This window comes from Novosphingobium sp. CCH12-A3 (assembly GCF_001556015.1).
Taxonomy (GTDB): domain Bacteria; phylum Pseudomonadota; class Alphaproteobacteria; order Sphingomonadales; family Sphingomonadaceae; genus Novosphingobium; species Novosphingobium subterraneum.
On record NZ_LSIA01000010.1, the window covers coordinates 21,102 to 41,454 of the forward strand.

Annotated in this window: 20 protein-coding genes; 7 read left to right on the plus strand and 13 right to left on the minus strand. The window is 64.4% G+C overall.

Features of this window, described 5'->3' with window-relative positions; translation table 11 throughout:
- Positions 1 to 61 precede the first annotated feature (61 nt).
- A complete protein-coding gene (locus AX703_RS00275; RefSeq protein ID WP_062341779.1) occupies positions 62 to 1,015 on the plus strand; it encodes an alpha/beta hydrolase in 954 nt (317 codons plus the stop codon).
- Positions 1,012 to 1,497, plus strand: a complete 486-nt coding sequence (locus AX703_RS00280; RefSeq protein ID WP_039334001.1) for an RNA pyrophosphohydrolase — start codon at positions 1,012 to 1,014, stop codon at positions 1,495 to 1,497. Before AX703_RS00275 ends, AX703_RS00280 begins: the two co-directional genes overlap by 4 nt.
- Positions 1,498 to 1,509: 12 nt before the next feature.
- On the opposite strand, the gene AX703_RS00285 is transcribed toward AX703_RS00280, so the two are convergent.
- The 5 genes from AX703_RS00285 to AX703_RS00305 form a co-directional block, all read right to left on the minus strand.
- On the minus strand, positions 1,510 to 2,016 hold the full coding sequence (locus tag AX703_RS00285; protein ID WP_231735279.1) for a hypothetical protein: 507 nt from the start codon (positions 2,014 to 2,016) through the stop codon (positions 1,510 to 1,512).
- A gap of 66 nt (positions 2,017 to 2,082) precedes the next feature.
- Positions 2,083 to 3,270, minus strand: a complete 1,188-nt coding sequence (locus AX703_RS00290; protein WP_062341783.1) for an RsmB/NOP family class I SAM-dependent RNA methyltransferase — start codon at positions 3,268 to 3,270, stop codon at positions 2,083 to 2,085.
- Positions 3,271 to 3,280: 10 nt separating this feature from the next.
- Complete coding sequence (guaB, locus tag AX703_RS00295; protein ID WP_039334097.1) at positions 3,281 to 4,738, minus strand: IMP dehydrogenase; 1,458 nt, start codon at positions 4,736 to 4,738, stop codon at positions 3,281 to 3,283.
- 91 nt (positions 4,739 to 4,829) lie between these two features.
- Positions 4,830 to 6,362, minus strand: coding sequence for a M28 family peptidase (locus tag AX703_RS00300; protein ID WP_062341785.1), 1,533 nt, complete (start codon positions 6,360 to 6,362; stop codon positions 4,830 to 4,832).
- Between the two features lie 119 nt (positions 6,363 to 6,481).
- On the minus strand, positions 6,482 to 7,267 hold the full coding sequence (locus tag AX703_RS00305) for a 3-hydroxybutyrate dehydrogenase (protein ID WP_039333997.1): 786 nt from the start codon (positions 7,265 to 7,267) through the stop codon (positions 6,482 to 6,484).
- Between the two features lie 95 nt (positions 7,268 to 7,362).
- On the opposite strand from AX703_RS00305, the gene AX703_RS00310 reads away from it, so the two are divergent.
- The gene (locus AX703_RS00310; protein WP_062341787.1) at positions 7,363 to 8,220 is read left to right on the plus strand and encodes a neutral zinc metallopeptidase; all 858 of its coding nucleotides are present in this window, start codon (positions 7,363 to 7,365) and stop codon (positions 8,218 to 8,220) included.
- 74 nt (positions 8,221 to 8,294) lie between these two features.
- Positions 8,295 to 8,969, plus strand: a complete 675-nt coding sequence (locus tag AX703_RS00315; protein ID WP_197423567.1) for a hypothetical protein — start codon at positions 8,295 to 8,297, stop codon at positions 8,967 to 8,969.
- 24 nt (positions 8,970 to 8,993) lie between these two features.
- On the opposite strand, the gene AX703_RS00320 is transcribed toward AX703_RS00315, so the two are convergent.
- From AX703_RS00320 to sdhC, 4 genes are all read right to left on the minus strand, one after another.
- Positions 8,994 to 9,707 carry a hypothetical protein gene (locus AX703_RS00320; RefSeq protein WP_062341790.1) on the minus strand — a complete coding sequence of 238 codons (714 nt, stop codon included), beginning with the start codon at positions 9,705 to 9,707 and terminating at the stop codon, positions 8,994 to 8,996.
- Between the two features lie 138 nt (positions 9,708 to 9,845).
- Positions 9,846 to 11,660, minus strand: coding sequence for a succinate dehydrogenase flavoprotein subunit (gene sdhA, locus AX703_RS00325; RefSeq protein WP_039333993.1), 1,815 nt, complete (start codon positions 11,658 to 11,660; stop codon positions 9,846 to 9,848).
- A 3-nt stretch (positions 11,661 to 11,663) separates the two neighbouring features.
- A complete protein-coding gene (sdhD, locus tag AX703_RS00330) occupies positions 11,664 to 12,047 on the minus strand; it encodes a succinate dehydrogenase, hydrophobic membrane anchor protein (RefSeq protein ID WP_039333991.1) in 384 nt (127 codons plus the stop codon).
- 39 nt (positions 12,048 to 12,086) lie between these two features.
- Positions 12,087 to 12,512 (minus strand): succinate dehydrogenase, cytochrome b556 subunit, encoded by a 426-nt coding sequence (gene sdhC, locus AX703_RS00335; protein WP_039334091.1) that lies wholly within the window; start codon positions 12,510 to 12,512, stop codon positions 12,087 to 12,089.
- A 160-nt stretch (positions 12,513 to 12,672) separates the two neighbouring features.
- Here sdhC and bla point away from each other — a divergent pair, with 160 nt between their 5' ends.
- The 3 genes from bla to AX703_RS00350 are packed head-to-tail and all read left to right on the plus strand — an operon-like array spanning position 12,673 to position 15,341.
- Positions 12,673 to 13,533, plus strand: coding sequence for a subclass B3 metallo-beta-lactamase (bla, locus tag AX703_RS00340; RefSeq protein ID WP_062341791.1), 861 nt, complete (start codon positions 12,673 to 12,675; stop codon positions 13,531 to 13,533).
- Positions 13,530 to 14,486, plus strand: coding sequence for a 50S ribosomal protein L11 methyltransferase (locus AX703_RS00345; RefSeq protein ID WP_062341793.1), 957 nt, complete (start codon positions 13,530 to 13,532; stop codon positions 14,484 to 14,486). Before bla ends, AX703_RS00345 begins: the two co-directional genes overlap by 4 nt.
- Before the next feature lie 57 nt (positions 14,487 to 14,543).
- Complete coding sequence (locus AX703_RS00350) at positions 14,544 to 15,341, plus strand: enoyl-CoA hydratase/isomerase family protein (protein ID WP_062341795.1); 798 nt, start codon at positions 14,544 to 14,546, stop codon at positions 15,339 to 15,341.
- Here AX703_RS00350 and AX703_RS00355 read toward each other — a convergent pair.
- The 4 genes from AX703_RS00355 to recN are packed head-to-tail and all read right to left on the minus strand — an operon-like array spanning position 15,326 to position 20,248.
- Complete coding sequence (locus AX703_RS00355; protein ID WP_062341796.1) at positions 15,326 to 15,829, minus strand: CinA family protein; 504 nt, start codon at positions 15,827 to 15,829, stop codon at positions 15,326 to 15,328. The two genes, AX703_RS00350 and AX703_RS00355, sit on opposite strands and share 16 nt — an antisense overlap.
- Entirely contained in the window at positions 15,829 to 17,895 is a 2,067-nt protein-coding gene (gene ligA, locus AX703_RS00360; protein WP_369820976.1) for an NAD-dependent DNA ligase LigA, read from the minus strand. Before ligA ends, AX703_RS00355 begins: the two co-directional genes overlap by 1 nt.
- A complete protein-coding gene (locus AX703_RS00365; protein ID WP_062341800.1) occupies positions 17,895 to 18,569 on the minus strand; it encodes a GNAT family N-acetyltransferase in 675 nt (224 codons plus the stop codon). Before AX703_RS00365 ends, ligA begins: the two co-directional genes overlap by 1 nt.
- Positions 18,570 to 18,583: 14 nt before the next feature.
- Positions 18,584 to 20,248, minus strand: a complete 1,665-nt coding sequence (recN, locus tag AX703_RS00370) for a DNA repair protein RecN (RefSeq protein ID WP_062341802.1) — start codon at positions 20,246 to 20,248, stop codon at positions 18,584 to 18,586.
- Between the last annotated feature and the right edge of the window lie 105 nt (positions 20,249 to 20,353).

Below are 20,353 nucleotides of genomic sequence, written 5' to 3' on the forward strand. Positions count from 1 at the left end.
TGCAAAAGCCAACTTACCACGGTGTTTATAACGAATCCTGTTTGCGGGACGAGGAACTGTCATGACCGATCAGAAGACCCACTACGTACGCCCCGACGTTCAAGCCTTCCTGGCTTTCCTCAACAGCACCGACGCCCCGCCGATGAGCCAGATGGGCCTGGAGGCAGCACGCGCCAGTTACATTGCGATGGGTCAACTCGCCGAAGCCGATCCGCGTGAACTGGCGGTGATCCGCGACCTGACCTGCCCCGGCCCCGCAGGAGACATCCCGCTTCGCCTCTATGATCTGCGCGAAACCCGCGAGGCAGGTCCGGCGGTGGTGTTCTTCCACGGCGGCGGCTTCGTGATCGGCGATCTCGAAAGCCATCACAGCCTGTGCACCGAAATCGCCGCGGAACTCGATCTGCCGGTCATCGCGGTGGACTATCGCCTGGCGCCCGAACACCCCTTCCCCGCCGCGCCGGACGACTGCGAGGCCGCGGCACGCTGGATCGCTGCGAACTCGGCCACGCTGGGGCGCGAAATCACCGGCCTGATCCCCATGGGCGACAGCGCCGGCGGCAACCTGACGATCGTCGTGACCCAGGCGCTGGTCGAAAGCCCCGCGGCGGTGCCGGTGGTCATGCAGGTGCCGATCTACCCGCTTTCCGACGACAAGCCCGATCACCAGTCTTTCCTCGATTTCGCCGAGGGTTTCCTCCTCACCTCGGATTCGATGAACTGGTTCGCCAATGCCTATCAGGCGGTCACCGGCCACAAGCGCGCCTATCCGATCTATGGCGACCACTCGACCACGCCTCCGACGGTGCTAGTGACGGCAGGGCTCGATCCGATTCGCGACAGCGGGCGGGTCTATGGGGCGGAACTCATCCGGTCTGGAGCAGAAGTCGTCTTTCTTGAAATGAAAGGGACGATGCACGGGTTTACGCAGGTGCGCAAGGCAATCCCGAGCGCGCAGGCCGACATGCAGTCGATCTTCAAGGCGGTCCGGCTGCTACTGGAAAGGTCGAAATGACAGACGAATTTGCCGGGCTTCCGTACCGTCCCTGTGTCGGGGTCATGCTCGTGAACAGCGCCGGGCGCGTGTTCGTGGGCAAGCGGATCGACAACAAGGAGATGGACGCCTGGCAGATGCCGCAGGGCGGGATCGACGACGGCGAGGATCTCCACGCCGCCGCCCTGCGCGAGCTGCAGGAGGAGACCGGCGTCTCCTCCCACCTCGTGCAGATCATCGCGGAAACGCGCGACGAACTGCTTTATGACCTGCCCGATTTCCTGATGGGCAAGATGTGGGGCGGCAAGTTTCGAGGCCAGCGCCAGAAGTGGCTGCTGATGCGCTTTTCAGGCGAGGATACCGACATCGACCTCAACGCCCATGAACATGCCGAGTTCGAGGCATGGCGCTGGGTTGAACCGGAACAGGTTCCGGAACTGATCGTGCCGTTCAAGAAGCGCGTCTACCGGCAGGTGGTCGAGGAATTCCGCGAACTGATCTGACGTTCGCTGGCGTCAGTTCGTCTCGACCTTCTCGGCTGGGATGACAGCTTCGGCCGACATTACCTTTTTGGCAGGTCCGCGCGCAATGGCCGCCGAGAGTTCGGCGGTTTCCGCGCAAGCTTTGCCACACAGGCCTTCGAGCCGTGTCAGGTTCCGGCGGGCCTTCTCAAGAGCGCCCTTCTCGACCATCGCGCCGCCTTCGCCGGAAATGGCGACGACATTATTGGGATCGCGTTCGAGCACTTGGCGGTAATAGTGGATCGCCTTGCCCTGCAGCCCATCGCGCCGGGCGGCATCAGCCAGCGCCAGCAGCGCAGGATTGCTGGCGGGATCAAGGGCGAGCGCCGCTTCGAAACTGTCAGTCGCCGCCGAAACGTCGCCCTTGGCGAGTGATGCACGACCGTCCTTGAGCAAGGCTTCGACGCGCGGGTCGGACGCCGCCGTGTTCTTCGCCACGCCCATGCTGCCGGTCACGCCAACGACAAGTGACAGAGCGAGGGCAATGGGGGCGTAACGCATCAACAGCTCCTTGGTCCGATTACCTTTTGAAGGACCATCATTGAATGAACCCGCGTCCATGACGCTTCAGTTAACACGGCGTACGAGCGTTGCGAAGAAAAACCCGTCGGTGCCATCCCTAAAGGGTGTAAGCCGCCAGCCGCTGCCCCGCGCTTGGCCCGCAGGCAGCGGGGGCAGCGCGACATCCCAGCCGGGATTGGCCGAAAGGAATGCCTCTATCCGGTCTGCACCTTCAGCATCGAGCAGGGAGCAGACCACATAAGTCAGCCGACCGCCCGGCCTTGCCAGCGAAGCCCCGATATCGAGCACATTGGCCTGCATCGCGCAGTAGCGCTCGATCGCCCTGGCATCGAGCCGCCAGCGCGCCTCGGGATTGCGGCGCCAGGTGCCTGTGCCCGAACACGGCGCATCGATCATCACCGCGTCGGCCTTGCCCTGCCAGTCGGCCAGCATCTCAGCCTCACGTCCGGGGTTGAGCAGGCGCGCTTCAACCAGGACCCCTGCCCTGCTGGCGCGCTCCGGAAGGCGGGACAGGCGGGGCCGGTCAATGTCGCAGGCGAGGAGCTTGCCGCGATTGCCCATTGCTGCCCCCAGCGAAAGCGTCTTGCCGCCCGCCCCCGCGCACAGATCGACCACCGCTTCGCCGGGCTGCACGCCAAGCGCCATGCAGGCGATCTGGCTGCCGGCGTCCTGCACTTCGAACAGCCCCTCGGCGAATTCCGGCCACGATTCGACTGCCGTACCCGATGGCAGCCGCAAGCCCTGCGGGGCGATAGCTAGGTCGGCCTCGACAGGCAGGCGCGAACGCAATTCGTCTCGCGTGGTCTTGAGCGTATTGGCCCGGATATCGAGCGGCGCCCTTCCCAGCAGCGCGGCCTGTTCCTGATGATCGAGACCCGAAGCCGCAAGTCGTTCTGCCAGCCACATGGGCGCAACGCCACGGGACGCCACCGGCTCACCTGCCTCAATCGGCGCTGGCCCATAGTTCGATCCATCGAACAACCCGGCCACAGCTGCGTCCGCTTGCGCCAGACGCAGCATCGCGGCGCGCCCGGACACCGGCACTTCGCCGCATGCCCTGATCGCATTCCATACCAGTTCGCGAATGGCGCGTCGGTCCTTCGAGCCGACATAGCGCCGCGCCCGGAACCAGTCCGCCGCAATCCGGTCTGCCGAAGCCCCTTGCGCCCTGGCTGCCGCAATCACTGCATCAAGCAGATCGATCGCGGCCTGAACCCGCGCCGGAGGCGTCATTCAGCCGCCCTCAGCCGACCTTGTAGTTCGGCGCCTCGCGCGTGATCGTCACGTCGTGGACGTGGCTCTCGCGAAGGCCTGCATTGGTAATGCGCACGAACTGCGCTCGCTTGCGCAGGTCTTCGATCGTGCGGCTGCCAGTGTAGCCCATCGCAGCCTTCACGCCGCCGACGAGCTGGTGGACCACGTCCTTGGCCGGCCCCTTGTAGGGCACCTGGCCTTCGATGCCTTCAGGCACCAGCTTCATCTGGTCCTTGATGTCCTGCTGGAAGTAACGGTCGGCCGAGCCGCGCGCCATTGCGCCGACCGAACCCATGCCGCGATACGACTTGTAGGCGCGGCCTTGGTACAGGAACGTCTCGCCCGGCGCTTCCTCGGTGCCGGCCAGCATCGAGCCGATCATCACCGAGCTGGCACCGGCGGCAAGCGCCTTGGCAGCGTCGCCCGAGGTGCGCAGGCCGCCGTCGGCAATCACCGGAACGCCCGACTTCTCGGCTTCCTCGGCGCACTCCATAACGGCCGTCAGCTGCGGCACGCCAACACCCGCGACGATGCGCGTGGTGCAGATCGAGCCGGGACCGATGCCGACCTTCACGCCATCGGCGCCGGCATCGATCAGCGAGCGGGTGGCTTCGGCCGTGGCGACGTTGCCGGCGATCACCTGGACCGAATTCGACAGCTTCTTCGCCGCTTCGACAGCGCGGGCGACGTCACGGTTGTGGCCGTGAGCGGTGTCGATGATGACGACGTCGCATTCGGCCTCGACCAGCGCCTGCGTGCGCAGCAGGCCTTTCTCGCCCACGGTGGTGGCGGCAGCAACGCGCAGGCGGCCGGCAGCATCCTTGGTGGCGTCCGGGAAGGTTACGGCCTTCTCGATGTCCTTGACCGTGATCAGGCCGATGCAGTGGAACGCATCATCAACCACCAGCAGCTTCTCGATCCGGCGCTGGTGCAGCAGGCGGCGCGCATCATCGCCGCTGGCGCCGAGCTTTACCGTGGCGAGATTTTCGTGCGTCATCAGTTCCCGCACGGGCTGCTGCGGATTGTCGGCAAAGCGGACGTCGCGGTTGGTGAGGATACCGACAAGCTTGCCCGAAGCCTCGACCACCGGGATGCCGCTGATCTTGTGCTGGCGCATCAGGGCCTGTGCCTCGCCCAGCGGCGCATCGGGCGAAATGGTAATCGGATTGACGACCATGCCACTTTCAAAGCGCTTGACGGCCCGCACCGCGGCGCACTGCTCTTCGATCGAAAGGTTGCGGTGGAGCACGCCGATCCCGCCCAGCTGCGCCATGACGATTGCCATGTCGGCCTCGGTCACGGTGTCCATCGCCGACGACAGGACCGGAATGTTGAGATTGATACCCCGGGTCAGCCGCGTGCGCGTGTCGGCCATTGAAGGCACGATATCCGACTCGGCAGGACGCAACAGCACGTCGTCGAAGGTAAGGCCGAGAGGGATGTCCATGATGCGCGCCACTTCTAAAGGTCCGGGGAGATTCGTGGCGGCCCATGTAAACAGGAAGGGGCAGTTCCGCTAGAGGGTTTGGTTCCCGAAATCAGGGGCGCTTTGCAGACGGGGCCGAAGCGCGCGCCGGGTAGCGTTTCGGATCGGCAAAGGCGCGGATCAGTTCGACCTGCAGGTTCACGTCGTCGGCCATCCCGGCGTAGTCGATCCACGGCCCTGGCTGGTCGCTGGGACGATGATAGGTATCCTCCATGAACCGCTCGGTCCGCTCCATGTCGCCGTAGGAGTTGCTGACCATCACCGCCGGGACATCGTGCTGCATCAGGATGAAGCTGTCCTGCCGCCGGATATAGGCGTTGGGCGCATCACCCGGCGCGAGCTTGCGCTTCATGCGCTTAACGACATCGGCAATCAGCGGATCGAGCGGCGTCAGCCCCTTGCCGACCACGCCGATCGGCCCGCCCGGCGGGACCAGCCCGGTACTGTCGACATTGAACGCGGCGACGAACCGATCGAGCGGGATCGGCGGGTTTTCGGCAAAGGCCATCGCGCCGAGCAGGCCAAGTTCCTCCCCCGTAGTCGCAAGGAAATAGACGTCGCGCTCCAGAGGCTTGCCGCGCGAGAGAATGCGCGCGGTTTCGGTCATGACCGCAAGGCCCGATGCATTATCGATCGCGCCGTTGCAGATCAGGTCCTCGGCCGGCGCGCTGCCGCACTCGCCGAAATGGTCCCAGTGCGCCATCATCAGGACGGCCCCCGCCGAAGGATTGCGCCCCTCCAGCTTGCCGATCAGGTTGTGGGTCTTGATCCGCGTTTCGCGGCTAGTTGCCTCGAAAGTGCCGGAAATCCCGAGAAGATAAGGCGAAAAGTCTGCTGCCCGGGCATCTGCCTGAAGCCGGGCCACGGTCGGCCGTGCCGTTCCGGCGAGCAGCGTCTCGGCCGTTGCCGGCGACAGGAATGCCTCGATCTCATTTCCGATTCTTTCGCCTGCGACCGCATAGCCGGCGCGACGCCGGCGGGCGATCACATCTTCCAGGCCCCGCTCATCATCAAGTACGGTGACAACCGCCAGCGCGCCGGCATCCAGCAACCGCCCCGCGCGATCACCTGCCCGATCTCGCGCAAGGCCGTCGGGCAGGCTGTCGAGCATCACGGCAACCCGGCCGGCAAGTTCCGCGCGCGACGTGACGGGTGACGTGGCCTGCCCGACGAACACCAGTGGCGCATCCTGCACAAGGCTGCGCAGGCCAGACGTTACCACGAACACGCTGTCGATCGGCAGGTTCACCCGCTTGCGACCGCGCATGAAGCTGGCACGTGACAGCACCGGCTCGCGCTCGACAAGTTCCACTGGGGCGAACCAGCCATTGCCAGGCATATTGGTCCCGGCAGACAGCCCGATGTCGAACCACTGACGCGCGAGATAGCGCAGGGTCTTGGTTTCACCCTCGGTGCCCGGTTCGCGTCCATCGAAGGCGTCGCTCGCCAGGGTCTCGACGTGGGCCTTGAGCGCGATCTCCACCGGGCCAGGCTTCTTCGGTGCCGGCCGCGCGGAGACGAGGAGCAGCGCGCTGAGGACCAAGCCCCCCCTTATCGCTACTGTCCAGCCCCCGTAACGCTTCATCGCCGACCCCAAACGCCTCGTCGCAGACCCTTGCTCTCAAAAGCGGGAGCGAGGCGCAAGTTCCCAATTGGGGCGTGGATGATGAACAGAACTTTACATAGGAGGTTGGTGGTTGCCCTTTATTGCGCCACCCAGCCACCGTCGACGTTGTAATTCGCCCCGGTAATGTTGCGCGCTTCATGACGGCACAGGAACAATGCGAGCGCCGCGCAATCTTCCGGCTGGACGAATTGCTTGGTGGGTTGCCGCTCCAGCAGGACATCGTTGATGACCTGATCGCGCGTCAGGCCCCTTGCCTTCATCGTATCGGGAATCTGGTTCTCGACCAGCGGCGTCCAGACGTAGCCGGGGCTGATGCAGTTCGCAGTCACGCCGTCGGTTGCCAGCTCCAGAGCAAGTGTCTTGGTCAGCCCGGCAATGCCATGCTTGGCCGCTACATAGGCGGCCTTGTAAGGCGAAGCCGTGAGCGAATGGGCCGAGGCCGTGAACAGGATGCGACCCCATCCCTTGGCCTTCATGCCCGGAATGCACAGGCGGCAGGCGTCGAACGCGGCCGTGAGGTTGAGCGCGATGATCGTGTCCCACTTGTCGACCGGGAATTCCTCGACCGGGGCGACGTGCTGCATTCCCGCGTTGTTGATCAGGATGTCGACCGCGCCAAACTCCGCCAACGCCGTCGCCACCATCGCTTCGGTGCCTTCGCGCTTCGTCAGGTCCCCTGCGGCAAAGATCGCCCGGCCGCCGCTGACAGAGGCAAGTTCTTCGCACAGCGCCTTGATCTGTTCGGCATCACCGAAGCCATTGAGAACAATGTCCGCTCCTTCTGCGGCCAGCGCCCGCGCATAGGCGAGGCCGATGCCCGAGGTGGAGCCGGTGATGAGCGCGCACTTGCCCTTCAGGAACATTCGATTACTCCGGGGTTTCTGGATGGATTGATCGCGCTGGCATCGCGGGCGGCTCGCCGCTTGTCCAGTCGCAAACGCAAAAAAGGGGATTGCCCATGCGGCTCGACGATTTCGACAGTTCCATCAATGTCCAGGACCAGCGCGGCGGCGGCGGCTTCCCGTTCGGCGGCGGCGGCAAGGTGGGTTGCGGCTCGATCGTGATCGCATTGATTGCGGCAGTGGTGTTCGGCGTCGACCCGATGCAGATGCTGGGCTCGATGCAGCAAGGGCAGGTTTCGGCACCAGTTGAACAGCAGGGTGGCGCATCGCTTGCCGAAAGCTGCACGGTCAACGAATTCAGCAAGGAAAGCTGCAACGCGCTGTCCTCGCTCAACAAGACGTGGGCGCCGCTGTTCCGCCAAGCCAATATCCCGTTCGAAGCCCCGACGCTGGTGTTCTATTCGCAGAACGGCCGGTCGGGCTGCGGCGCGGCACAGAGCGCGATGGGGCCGTTCTACTGCCCGAGCGACAGCGGCATCTATATCGACACCGATTTCTACACGGAAATGGACCGTCAAATGGGTGCCGGCGGCGACTTTGCCCGTGTCTATGTGATGGCGCACGAATACGGCCACCATATCCAGAGCCTGCTCGGCACGTCAGCCAAGGTGCGGCAGTTGCAGCAGAGCAGTCCGAGCCAGGCCAACCGCTACTCGGTCGCTCTCGAACTTCAGGCCGACTGTTATGCCGGCGTCTGGGCAGGCCGCAATCGGGATCGCATCGAAGCGGGCGACATCGAGGAAGGCATGCGTGCAGCACACCAGATCGGCGACGATACTTTGATGAAGGCGGCAGGCCGCCGTCCGGTGGAGGATGCGTTCACACACGGCAGCGCCGCGCAGCGGATGCAGTGGCTGCGCAAGGGAATCGAGACAGCGGACGAGGACCAGTGCGACACGTTCGCCGCGCTGTGATGAGTGTTTGTTAACATTAATTCACGGAACCGCGAAGGGCCTGAAGACTTCATCCGTTAAACGGGGAGCAGACAATGAAGTTTACCAAGCCCCTTCGGTTCGCAACGATACTGCCTTGCACGCTTGCCGTTGCCTTCCCTCTCGCCGCACAGACTGCGGTTTCGGAGGAAAAGGTGACGGCGAGTGATGTGGTTACGAAGCCTTTGTCGGACTTGAACATCAAGAAGGACGAAGTGCCGGAAATTCTCGTCGCTGCGCGGCAGAAGCCTTATGATCTTGCCGGCATGCGCAAGTGTCCGGCCATCGCCGCAGAGATCACCAAGCTTGACGCTGTTCTTGGTGACGACATCGACGTGGCACGGGACGATGGCAATTCGACGCTCAAGATGGGCAATATTGCCAAGTCACTCGTCGGCTCGCTGATTCCGTTCGGCGGCGTAATCCGCGAAATCAGTGGCGCAAATGCCCAGCAGCGCAAGTGGAACGAGGCGATCTACGCAGGGTCGGTGCGCCGCGCCTATCTTAAGGGCGTCGGCGAACAGCGCGGCTGCAAATACCCGGCGAGCGCGGCAACGCCAAAGGATGTTTCAGCCCTGTGGTCCGCACGCGAAGCAGCAGAGGCCAAGGCGGAACGCGAAAAGAAAGACGACAGCAAGAAGGACGACGACAAGAAGTCCGCAAAATCGAAGCCGGGCAACGCCGATCCGATCCGCTTCGAAAGCAAGCCGGTCGTCCAGAAGGCTGACTGAAAGACCTTCTCGGCCAGATACCGCTTATCCCTTCGCCTTGAGCTTGGCCATTTCAGCGTCGAGTTCCTTGAGGACCTGCTTGCGGATGCTGTCTGACAGCGATTTGTCGCGGGCGATTTCCTCGCGCGCCTGACGAATGCCGGCGAGCGCTTCGGCCATGGCATGCTTCTCGATGTCTGCCTCGCTGCCGCATGTGCGGATTCGCACGCGAGTGACCTTGCCGTCGTTCTCCTCGGAGGCATCGACGTTGGCGTAGGCATTCTTGCCCCGGCAGTGCGGACCGTCCTCGGAAACGATGTCGGTCACGCCTTCGTTCTCGCCGTTGATCACGATCACGCGCTGCATGCGGCGCTCGCCCTTGCCGGCCAGCGGCGGAGCCGGCGGCATGGGCGGGACCGGCGGAATGCCAGCCTCGGCACGGGCGATCTTCGCCTCGACGTCCGCGTCAGACAATGGCTTGTCGCTCTTGAACACGAAGGTCTTGCCATCGCGGGTGACGGTGCGGACGTGCTCTTGCCCATCCTCGCTGCCATGCTTTTCGATGATGACGGTTTGCTGCTCCATGCCTGGCGCAGGCGGTGCGGGAGGTGGCGGAGCAGCCGGAGGTGAGGGCGGCGCGGGCGGAGCAGGTGGCGGCGGCATGTCCGTAATGCCTTGTGCCATGGCCCCCGCTGCGCTGATGACCAGTGCAACCCCTGCCATCAGCGTCAGCTTCGAATGCTTCCAACCGCTCTTCATCGAACTGCCTCCCCGGGCTGCCCGTATCACCGGGCCGAAAATGAGTGATGCCGGAGTATTCCTACCCCGGCACCAGATCATCTCAGGTTCGACGAACCGCCGGTCCGCATGGACCAGTGTCGACGGTTTGGCGTCGGATCAGTACACGCGCTTCTTCGGCTTGATGTACTCGACGTCGTCGGTCAGCGTGTATTCGTGGACCGGGCGATAGTCGAGACGGACTTCGCCGCCCTTGCCGCCCCAGCCGTTGAACCAGGCTGCGGTGTGCTTCATCCATTCGGCATCGTTGCGCTCGGGGAAATCCTCGTGCGCGTGGGCGCCGCGGCTTTCCTTGCGGTTGTAGGCCGAATGCATGGTGACCGAGGCCTGGCTAATCAGGTTGTCGAGTTCGAGCGTCTCGACGAGATCCGAGTTCCAGATCAGCGAACGGTCGGACACGTGGATGTCCTCCATGCGCTTGTAGGTGTTGGCGAGCTTCACCTTGCCTTCGGCCATCAGTTCGTCGGTGCGGAACACTGCGGCGTGGGCCGACATCGTGCGCTGCATTTCGACGCGAACCTCGGCCGTGGGCGAGCCGCCCTTGGCGTGGCGGAAGTGATCGAGGCGGGTCAGCGCAAGGTCGGCGCTGTCCTTGGGCAGCGAGTTGTGCGAGGTGCCCGGCTTGATCAGTTCCTTGAGGCGCAGGCCAGTGGCACGACCGAACACGACAAGGTCGATCAGCGAGTTCGAGCCGAGGCGATTGGCGCCGTGGACCGAAACGCAGGCGGCTTCACCCACTGCGAACAGGCCGGGGACGACCGTCTCGGGGTTGCCGTCGGCACCGATGGTGACGACTTCGCCGTGGTAGTTACAGGGGATGCCGCCCATGTTGTAGTGCACGGTCGGGACCACCGGCAGCGGCTGGCGGGTCAGGTCAACGCCCGCGAAGATCTTGCCGCTTTCGGTGATGCCGGGCAGACGTTCAGCCAGGACGCCTGCATCGATGTGATCGAGGTGCAGATAGATGTGGTCCTTGTGCGGGCCGACGCCGCGCCCTTCGCGGATTTCCATGGCCATCGAACGCGACACGACGTCACGCGAGGCGAGGTCCTTGGCCGAGGGAGCATAGCGCTCCATGAAGCGCTCGCCCTCGGAGTTGGTGAGGTAGCCGCCCTCACCACGTGCACCTTCGGTGATGAGCACACCGGCGCCATAGATACCGGTCGGGTGGAACTGGACGAATTCCATGTCCTGCAGCGGAAGGCCTGCGCGCAGGACCATGCCGCCGCCGTCACCGGTGCAGGTGTGGGCGGACGTGGCCGTGAAGTACGAACGGCCATAGCCGCCGGTGGCCAGCACGACGGCGTGGCTGCGGAAGCGGTGGATCGAACCGTCGTCCATGCACAGCGCGATCACGCCGCGGCATTCACCGTTCTCCATGATCAGGTCGATCGCGAAGTATTCGATGAAGAAGTCCGCGTCGTACTTCAGCGACTGCTGGTACAGCGCGTGAAGCATGGCGTGGCCGGTACGGTCAGCCGCGGCGCAGGTGCGCTGCACCGGCGGGCCTTCGCCCATGTTCTGCATGTGGCCGCCGAACGGACGCTGGTAGATCGTGCCTTCGGGATTGCGGCTGAACGGCACGCCGGCGTGCTCGAGTTCATAGACCGCAGCCGGAGCTTCGCGCACCATGTATTCGATGGCGTCCTGGTCACCCAGCCAGTCCGACCCCTTGACGGTGTCGTACATGTGCCAGGTCCAGTGATCGGGCGAATTGTTGCCGAGCGAGGCGGCGATACCGCCCTGCGCTGCCACGGTGTGCGAGCGCGTCGGGAAGACCTTGGTGATGCAGGCGGTGCGCAGGCCGGCCTGGGCAGAACCCATGGTGGCGCGCAAGCCCGAACCGCCGGCACCGACGACGACGGTGTCGTAGGTGTGGTCGATGATCTTGTAGGCAGGCTGAGTCGAAGTCATGTCTTATGCGCCCCCGAGCGCAATGCGCAGAACCGAAAGGATGCCGAAGGCAGCGGCCGCGAAGGGCACTGCATTGACCAGAAGCCAGGCGACAACCTTGCCGCCTTCTTCATGGACATAATCTTCGAGCATGACCTGCACGCCCATACGGGCATGGGTGAAGGTGTTGATCATGATCAGGATGAGCGCGATCGACGGCAGCGGCCGCGCGACCCAACCGCGCACGGTGGCATAGCTGTAGTCCGGCAGCAGCGCGAGACTGACGATCAGGAACGTGATCAGGACGAGGTTGCCCACCGCCGTGAGGCGCTGCGTGAGCCAGTGATGGGTGCCTTCGTGGCTGGAGCCCAGCCCGCGCACGCGACCGATGGAGGTGCCGTTACCCATTGGAGTAAGCCTTCCTTGCTTGACGGTTCGTGCCGGCGCTCAGCGCAGCAGCACGAAAGCCCAGAATGCGATGGTGAGGAGGACCGAGATGACGATTGTCAGGCTCGACCAGCGGGCATTGGTTTCCAGTTCGTATCCCGCGCCGATATCGAGGATCAGGTGGCGGATGCCCGAAGCGGCGTGCTGGAAGAAGGCCCAGGTCAGGCCGACAAGCACGATCTTGCCGAGGATCGCGGTAACCGTCTGCAGGCCACCGCCAGTGCCGAGCCACACGTAGTCCAGGAACGTCTGATAGGCCCCTGCCCCGCTTGCCAGCGCACCGATCCACCACAGCAGAAGCCCCAGACCTGCAAACGCAAGGCCGTTGCCGGTGATGCGGTGCAGGATCGAAACCAGCATGGCCGGGCCCCAGCGCCAGATCTGGAGATGCGGAGAAATCGGCCGTGCCTTGCGCGCCTGCGCCATGAACATACCCCCTCGACTAGGTACAAGGATCGCGGAAAGGACAGCCCCCGCGACGGATTGCGAGTCCTATTAGTCGAAAAGACCGCCTGCGCAAGCGTATGCGGGATGTAAAAAAGGACAGCCGGTTGCGCTTGTTCAGCTCGGTCCCTAGACGACCCTCATGAGCATGACACTCGCCGTCCTGGCCGCAGCGACTGCGGTGACGCCCGCCCCGGCCGATGCTGCCGCAGCCCGTGCAATCATTCGCCAGTGCGAGGGCAAGGAGAACTTCTCCGATCCCGCCCCGCCTGCCCGGATCTTCGGCAATGTCTGGTATGTCGGCACCTGCAACGTCTCGGTCCTGCTGATCACCGGCCCGCAGGGGCACATCCTGGTCGATGCAGCGGTGGAAGAGGCAGTGCCGCAAATCCTTGCCACTATCCGCAAGCTGGGATTCAACCCGAAGGACATCGGCCTGATCGTCTCAAGCCATGAGCATTTCGACCACGTTGGCGGTCTCGCCGCGTTGGAGAAGGCAACCGGTGCGCGCTTCGTCGCCACGGCAGAAGCGGCAAAGGTAATACGCAGCGGCAAAGTCAGCCCCGCTGACCCGCAAGTGCAGGAAATTCATGGCAGTCGCCCTGCAAGAGTAGACTTCGCTTTGAAGACCGGGGACGTGTTCAGCGTCGGGCCGCTCAAGATCACGGCTTTCCAGACTCCCGGCCATACCGAGGGTTCGACCAGTTGGTACTGGAAATCGTGCGAGGGAACTGACTGCCGCACGATCACCTACGTCGACAGCCTCACCGCACTCCCGCTCGGTACCTATCGTTTTGCCGATCATCCCGAACGTGTGGCGATGTTCCGCAAGACCTTCGCGCAAGTCGAAGCGTTGGAATGCGGCATCCTGCTGACGCCGCATCCTTCGGCCAGCGCCATGTTTGAGCGGATGAGTGGATCCGAACCGCTAGCGGATCCCGATGCCTGCAAGGCGCTGGCGGCGGGGGCACGGGATCGTCTGGAAAAGGCGCTTGAGAAATGAGCTGGAAAGTCACCGTCTTTGCCCCGCGCGATGTGGTTCAGGCCGCCCTGATCGCGCATGAGGATGCCTGGGACTGGGACCACGACATCGTCATCGCAGGCAGCGAGATCGCCGAGGACAAGCCCGAGGACTGGCAGCTCGAAGCCTGGCTTGACCGCAAGCCGACCAAGGCCGACCAGAACGCCATCGCCGATCTGTTCGAAGGGGCACCGCCCACGCTGCAGATCGAGAAGCTGCCCGATACCGACTGGGTGACGCTGAGCCAGCAAGGCGTCGAGCCGATCCGGGAGGGCGTCTTTCATGTTCACACGCCCGAATATCCGCCGCTCCTCGAGCGTGGCGTTCGAGACTTCGTTATCCCTGCAAGCCAGGCCTTCGGCACCGGCCAGCATGCAACTACCGCAGGCTGCCTCGCCATGCTGAGCCACATGAAGCGGCAAGGCGTGACCGTGCGCAACCTGGCTGACATCGGCACCGGCACCGGTCTGCTCGGCTTCGCCGGGCTGCATCTGTGGCCGACCGCCCGGGCCATCGTCAGTGACATCGATGCCGTTTGCGGCCCGGTCGTGGCAGAGAACGCGGCCAACAACGGCATTCCGCTGGGCGATGGCGTAGGACGCATGGCCATGGTCATCGCCGCCGGAATGGACCATCCCCTGCTCCAGGCGGCCGGGCCCTATGACCTGCTGATCGCCAACATCCTTGCCGGGCCGCTGGTCGAACTGGCACCGGAATTCGCCCGCGCCGTTGTGCCGGGTGGTAGCGTGCTGCTGGCAGGACTGCTTGAAACGCAGGAAGCCACTGTCCGGGCAGCCTATCGCAAGGCGGGCCTGAGGCTGGCGGCGCGGATGGTGCGCGGCGACTGGTCAATCCTGTGGTTGCGACGGCGCGCGGCAGGCGGTGTGCGCGCAAGCCGGGTTGGCACTCTGCCGGAGTGGTCGAAGCGCTGGTAAGGGGCTTGTGCATCGTGCCGACACACTTAATCATTCGATTAAGCCAGGAGACGCACGATGGAATACGAGACCTTCACGATCGAAAAGCGGGATGCCGCAGAGTGGCTGACTCTCAACCGGCCGGAAGTGCTCAACGCTATCTCGCTGCAGATGGTGCGCGAGCTATCCGACTACTTTGGCAAGCTGTTCCACGACCGTGATACCCGCGTGGTTGTGATGCGCGGCGCGGGCAAGGCCTTCTGCGCAGGGCTGGATATCAAGGAACGCGCCGAGAACCGCGAGGATATCCCGTTTGCGGGCGGGTTCAGCTTTCAGGGCTATCTGGCCGACGTCTATATAAAGATGCGGCGCTGCCCACAGCCGATTGTCAGCCTAGTCCATGGTGCGGCCTGTGGCGGTGGCTTCTCGTTCGTGCTGGCCTCGGACATTCGCATTGCGGGGACAAGCGCAAGGATGAACGCCGCCTACATCAAGCTCGGACTCTCGGCCTGCGACATGGGCTGCAGCTATTTCCTGCCACGTCTGGTCGGCACTTCGGTAGCGAGCGAACTGATGCTGACGGGGCGTTTCATCCACGCCCCTCGCGCCCTGGCGACCGGGCTCGTGTCGGAAGTCGTACCCGACGAGCAACTTGAAGCGGTCGGCCAGACGTATGTCGATGACCTGCTTGCCGCCTCGCCTATGGGTCTGCGGATGACCAAGGAGGGCCTCAACCTTGCCATCGACGCGCCAAGCCTGGAGGCGGCAATGGCGATCGAGAACCGCAATCAGTTGATGACGGCGACCAGCCCCAATTTCCGCGAGGGAATGCAGGCGTTTCTGGAGAAGCGAAAGCCGAACTACGTGCCGGAGTGAGCGGCCAAGGTATCACGCAACAGGATCAGCGCGGCGCGGGTGAAAGCCTGCATGTTGGCAAGACGGTCGTCACTGTCGGTCATAACCCGCACCGACGCCTCGATCCCGTCCGGCCCGACGACGCCAATCGCGCTGGTGCCGGAAGCGACGCCCAAGGGATGTGAGCTACCGCCGGAAGCGCCGGTTTCGGCGATGGCCCAATCGGAACTGTAGCGTTCGCGCATCAGCCGCGCTTGCGCCAGAGCATAGTCCTCCTGCGCCGAAGTGTAACCGCGTAGCGAGCCTGGCGGGTGGCCGAGCACCATGCGCCGCCCCTTGAGCGTGTAGATCACCCCGCCGCCAAGGTAAAACGCCGATGCGCCGGGCATGGCGAGCAAGCTCGCAGAGATGAGGCCTCCGGTCGAGCCATCGACGACGGCAATGGTCTGGTTGTGCGCCTTGAGCAGGGTTCCTGCCTCAGCGGCGATGGCGGCCAAGTCCTGGAGCATCAACCAGCGCTTCGGACGATCTCGGCCCAAGCCGCTTCATCTATCACGTCGATGCCAAGCGCGGCTGCTTGCTTCAGTTTGGAACCTGCGCCGGGTCCCGCCACTACGAGATCAGTCTTGGCAGAGACGGAACCGGCCGCGCGCGCGCCCAGGGCTTCAGCCTGGGCCTTGGCCTCGTCACGGCTCATCGTTTCGAGCTTGCCGGTAAAGACGATGGTCTTGCCGGCCACCGCGCTGTCCTTTGTCTCGACCACGTAGGGTGGCGGGGTGACTTCCGAGAGCAGGTCCTCCCACACCGCGATGTTATGCGGTTCGTGGAAGAAGTCGCCCAACGCTTCGACTACCACTGGGCCGACGCCCTCGATGGAGAGGAGGTCTGCAGTCGCATCGCCGCCTTCCCGCGCAGCAATGGCGGCGTCGCGCAAGTTGGGAAGCGTAACGAAGCGCTTCATCAGATCGCGTGCCGTGACAGCACCGACGTGGCGAATCCCCAAGCCGAAGATCAGGCGCGCAGCGTCGGGCTCGCGCTTGGCCTCGATGGCTGCCAACAGGTTGTCCACAGACTTGTCCTTCCAGCCTTCGCGCCCGACGATGTCGCTGCGGCGCTTTCTCAGGCGGAAAATGTCGGCCGGGCTTTCAAGCCAGCCGAGCTGAAAGAACTCGATGATCGTCTTTTCCCCCAACCCTTCGATGTCGAGCGCGGCGCGGCTGACGAAGTGCTTGAGGCGTTCGACTCGCTGGGCGGGGCAGATGAGGCCACCGGTGCAGCGAACGTCGACCTCCCCCTCCTCCGCCACCGCTTCGGACTGGCACTCGGGGCAATGGTCCGGGAAGTAGTATGATTCGCGCGGCTCGTCGCGCGTGAGGTTCTCGACCACCTGCGGAATCACGTCGCCCGCACGTTGAAGCACGATGCGATCGCCGACGCGAAGCCCCAGCCTCCCGATCTCATCGCGGTTGTGCAGGGTGACGTTGGTGACGGTGACGCCGCCGACAAGTACCGGCTTGAGACGGCCCACCGGCGTCAGCTTGCCCGTGCGGCCGACTTGGATGTCGATAGCCTCAAGAGTCGTCTCGGCCTTTTCGGCGGGGAACTTGTGGGCGATGCCCCAGCGGGGGGCCTTGGCGACGAAGCCAAGACGCTCCTGCCAGTCGAGCCGGTCAACCTTGTAGACGACGCCGTCGATGTCATAGGGCAGATCGGCGCGCTGTTGGCCGATCGTGCGGTAATGCGCGACCATCTCGGCAGCGGACGAGCAGCGCACCAGCAGTGGCGAAACCGGCACACCCCACTGCGCAATCTTGCGCATCATCTCGAATTGCGTGGGCGCGGGCACCTCGCTTGCCGCGCCCCAACCGTGGGCGAGAAAGCGCAATGGCCTGGCGGCGGTGACACTGGCGTCCTTCTGGCGCAGCGAACCCGCAGCGGCATTGCGCGGGTTGGCGAAGACCTTGTCGCCTGCTTCGGCCTGCCGGGCATTGAGCGCGAGGAAGTCGGCCTTGGCCATGTAGACCTCGCCGCGAATCTCGAAGACTGCGGGCACGTCGAAAAGACCTGCACCCTTCAGCTCCTGCGGGATATCGGTGATATGCGCCACGTTCGCGGTCACGTCCTCGCCGACCTGCCCGTCACCGCGCGTCGCTGCTCGGACCAGCCTGCCGTTCTCGTAGCGCAGCGAGCAGGACAGGCCGTCGATCTTGTCCTCGGCAGTCATCACCACTTCGGCGCTTTCCGGCAGCGCGAGGAAGCGGCGGACGCGGGCGACGAATTCCTCGACTTCCTCATCGGTGAAGGCGTTGTCGAGGCTCATCATGCGAACCTCGTGGGTGACCTTGCCTAGCGGCGAGGCTGCAACTTCGTGCCCGACTTGCGCGCTGGGACTATCGGGCCGGATCAGATGCGGGAATGCGGCTTCAAGCTCGGCATTGCGGCGCACCAGCGCGTCGTACTCGGCGTCGGAAATCTCGGGCGAATCCTCCGCATGGTAAAGGCGGTTATGCTTTGCAATCTGCCGCGCCAGCCGCATGAGTTCGTTGGCGGCTTCGGCTTCGGTTATCTCGATCATCATGCTGGTCCAAGGAGCGTGGCAACCATCGGGCGACGGGCGCGGAAGCCCAGGCTTTCGTAAAGGCGGATCGCCGAGGCGTTGCTGGCGTAGCTGTGCAGATACGGCACTTCGCCCCGCGCTGCCATGCCGGCCATGACCTTCCGGATCAGACGCGCGGCAAGGCCCCTGCCCCGGAATTCCGGCCAGGTACAGACACCGCTGAGTTCGGCAAGGTGAGCTGCGGGGCGCATGCGTTCGCCTGCCATCGCGGCGAGGCGGCCATCGATGCGGATGCCGTGAAACTGGCCATAGCGCCAAGTCTGCGGTGCCCAAGGTCCCGGCTCGGTCGCAAGAGCCAGTTCCGCCATCTCGGCTGCATCGGCTTCGCCCAGTGCCACGATCTCGGCATCTTGGATCGGGGCGATGGGAGCATCGGCGATCATCTGCAGGAGCGGCGCCTCGCGCAAGACCTGCAGGCCCACGGGCGCAGGCAAGGCTTCGGGCTCGACAAGCCAGATCTCACCCCCGTGCAGATGCTGCGCCAGGTCTCCCTCATTGCCGGGATCTGCTGCGGCAAACGGTCCATAAGCAGGATCAAGACGACGCACCGAGCCCGTCCCCACGTCGAGTGCGTTCTGTGGCCCGCCAAGCGAGTGCCAGACTGGGCGGTCGAGCAAATTGAGTTGCACCATTTGCGAAATTTCGATCACGCCCGCTCCAGCAGGCGATCGGCTTGCGCCCGAGCTTCGGCGGTAACCTCAGCGCCCGAAAGCATGCGCGCGATTTCCTCCTTGCGCGTCGCTGCATCGAGCAAAGCGACCGACGTGCGGGTGACGGTGCCATCCGAGCTTTTGGCGATCATGTAGTGGCGGTCGCCGCGCGCGGCGACCTGCGGGCTGTGCGTGACGGCAAGTAACTGCCCGCCACTGGCGAGGCGCGCCAGCCGGTCGCCGATCGCGCTCGCCACCGCACCGCCGACGCCACGGTCAATCTCGTCGAAGATGATCGTTGCAGCGCCGCCCTCTTCAGCAAGCGCGACCTTAAGCGCGAGGATGAAACGCGAAAGTTCGCCGCCCGAGGCGATCTTGCCGAGTGGGGCGAAATCCGCGCCGGGGTTGGTCGAGATCAGGAACTCGACAGCATCGATTCCGCCAGCGCCCCAGCGATCATCGGGCAGTCGTAGGACCGCTGTGTGGAACTTGGCAGCATCAAGCTTAAGCGGGGCCAGTTCAGCCGCCACTGCCTTGTCGAGCCTGCGGGCAGCTTCGGCGCGCTGGACCGAGAGCGTCTCGGCCTTCGCCTGATAGTCCAGCGCCGCATCGCGCGCGGTCCGTTCGAGACCTGCGATCTGGGCCTCTCCCCCTTCGATGGCGTCAAGCGCAGCGCGCATCTCGGTCATCTTGTGGGGGAGTTCATCGACGGTGCAGCCGTGCTTGCGGGCAGCCGCGCGCAGGTCGAACAGCCGCGTCTCGATGCGGTCGAGCAGAGCGGGATCGTGGGCCAGGACCTCGGCGGCGCGTGCCAGCTTGTCCTCGGCCTCGCTTGCCTCGATGACCGCCCGGTCAAGCGCCTCGAGCGCTTCGGCCAGCAGCGGGTGCTCGGTGGCGATGCGGTCAAGCCGGCGGGCGGCGCTGCGCAGCGTGGCGAGGGCGGAGTCGGAGCCCTCCCACAGGCGCTGCAGTTCGACGAGGTCGCCAGAAAGCCGCTCACCCTTCTGCATATCGGCGCGCTGACCGGCGAGTTCGTCCTCCTCGCCGATGATCGGAGCGAGGGCATTGAGTTCGGCCAAGTGGGCGAGCAGAAGGTCCTGTTCTTCGGCAGCGCGCGAGACTGCGGCACGGGCCGACTGAAGCGCATCCTCTGCCTTGCGCCACTTGATCCATGCGCTGTCCACGCCTGCGACATCGGCCCCGGCATAACGGTCAAGCAGGGCACGATGGCCGCGCGCGTTTACGAGGCCGCGATCATCGTGTTGGCCGTGAAGTTCGACAAGGCTGCGGGCCAGTTCGCGAAGCAGAGCAACGCCGACGGGCTGATCGTTGACGAACGCCTTCGACCCACCATCGGCACGGACGCGGCGCTTGATGATCAACGGCTCACCCGGTTCAATGTCGACTTCTGCGTCATTCAGAGCCGAGCGAATGGCTACGGGCATCCGGTCAAACTCGAACGTGGCGGTGACGCTGGCCTGATCTTCGCCGGCCCGGACGAGCCCGCTGTCCGCCCGATCGCCCAGAACTAGACCCAGCGCATCGAGCAGGATCGACTTGCCGGCGCCGGTTTCGCCCGTCAGCACGCCAAGCCCGCTGGCAAAGCTGAGATCGAGCGCCTCGATGAGCACGACATTGCGGATCGACAGGCTGGTGAGCATCGCGCGATTCTCTAGCCGGTTGTGGCGCGCTCGTCCACGCACGGAGAAGCCTTTCGTTCTCCACTTGTTTCATTCGAGTGACAGCATGCCACACGCCCGCAATGC

Bases quoted from the DNA above. Each gene is read 5' to 3' on its own strand.
- AX703_RS00290 (WP_062341783.1), bottom strand. From the start codon at position 3,270: ATGACGCCTCCGGCGCGGGTTCAGGCCGCGATCGATCTGCTTGATGCA.
- AX703_RS00320 (WP_062341790.1), bottom strand. From the start codon at position 9,707: ATGAAGAGCGGTTGGAAGCATTCGAAGCTGACGCTGATGGCAGGGGTT.
- recN (WP_062341802.1), bottom strand. From the start codon at position 20,248: ATGCTCACCAGCCTGTCGATCCGCAATGTCGTGCTCATCGAGGCGCTC.
- AX703_RS00280 (WP_039334001.1), top strand. From the start codon at position 1,012: ATGACAGACGAATTTGCCGGGCTTCCGTACCGTCCCTGTGTCGGGGTC.
- sdhA (WP_039333993.1), bottom strand. From the start codon at position 11,660: ATGACTTCGACTCAGCCTGCCTACAAGATCATCGACCACACCTACGAC.
- sdhC (WP_039334091.1), bottom strand. From the start codon at position 12,512: ATGGCGCAGGCGCGCAAGGCACGGCCGATTTCTCCGCATCTCCAGATC.
- sdhD (WP_039333991.1), bottom strand. From the start codon at position 12,047: ATGGGTAACGGCACCTCCATCGGTCGCGTGCGCGGGCTGGGCTCCAGC.
- AX703_RS00285 (WP_231735279.1), bottom strand. From the start codon at position 2,016: ATGCGTTACGCCCCCATTGCCCTCGCTCTGTCACTTGTCGTTGGCGTG.
- AX703_RS00350 (WP_062341795.1), top strand. From the start codon at position 14,544: ATGGAATACGAGACCTTCACGATCGAAAAGCGGGATGCCGCAGAGTGG.
- AX703_RS00300 (WP_062341785.1), bottom strand. From the start codon at position 6,362: ATGAAGCGTTACGGGGGCTGGACAGTAGCGATAAGGGGGGGCTTGGTC.
- AX703_RS00345 (WP_062341793.1), top strand. From the start codon at position 13,530: ATGAGCTGGAAAGTCACCGTCTTTGCCCCGCGCGATGTGGTTCAGGCC.
- AX703_RS00355 (WP_062341796.1), bottom strand. From the start codon at position 15,829: ATGCTCCAGGACTTGGCCGCCATCGCCGCTGAGGCAGGAACCCTGCTC.
- AX703_RS00315 (WP_197423567.1), top strand. From the start codon at position 8,295: ATGAAGTTTACCAAGCCCCTTCGGTTCGCAACGATACTGCCTTGCACG.
- AX703_RS00310 (WP_062341787.1), top strand. From the start codon at position 7,363: ATGCGGCTCGACGATTTCGACAGTTCCATCAATGTCCAGGACCAGCGC.
- AX703_RS00305 (WP_039333997.1), bottom strand. From the start codon at position 7,267: ATGTTCCTGAAGGGCAAGTGCGCGCTCATCACCGGCTCCACCTCGGGC.
- guaB (WP_039334097.1), bottom strand. From the start codon at position 4,738: ATGGACATCCCTCTCGGCCTTACCTTCGACGACGTGCTGTTGCGTCCT.
- ligA (WP_369820976.1), bottom strand. From the start codon at position 17,895: ATGATCGAGATAACCGAAGCCGAAGCCGCCAACGAACTCATGCGGCTG.
- AX703_RS00275 (WP_062341779.1), top strand. From the start codon at position 62: ATGACCGATCAGAAGACCCACTACGTACGCCCCGACGTTCAAGCCTTC.
- bla (WP_062341791.1), top strand. From the start codon at position 12,673: ATGAGCATGACACTCGCCGTCCTGGCCGCAGCGACTGCGGTGACGCCC.
- AX703_RS00365 (WP_062341800.1), bottom strand. From the start codon at position 18,569: ATGGTGCAACTCAATTTGCTCGACCGCCCAGTCTGGCACTCGCTTGGC.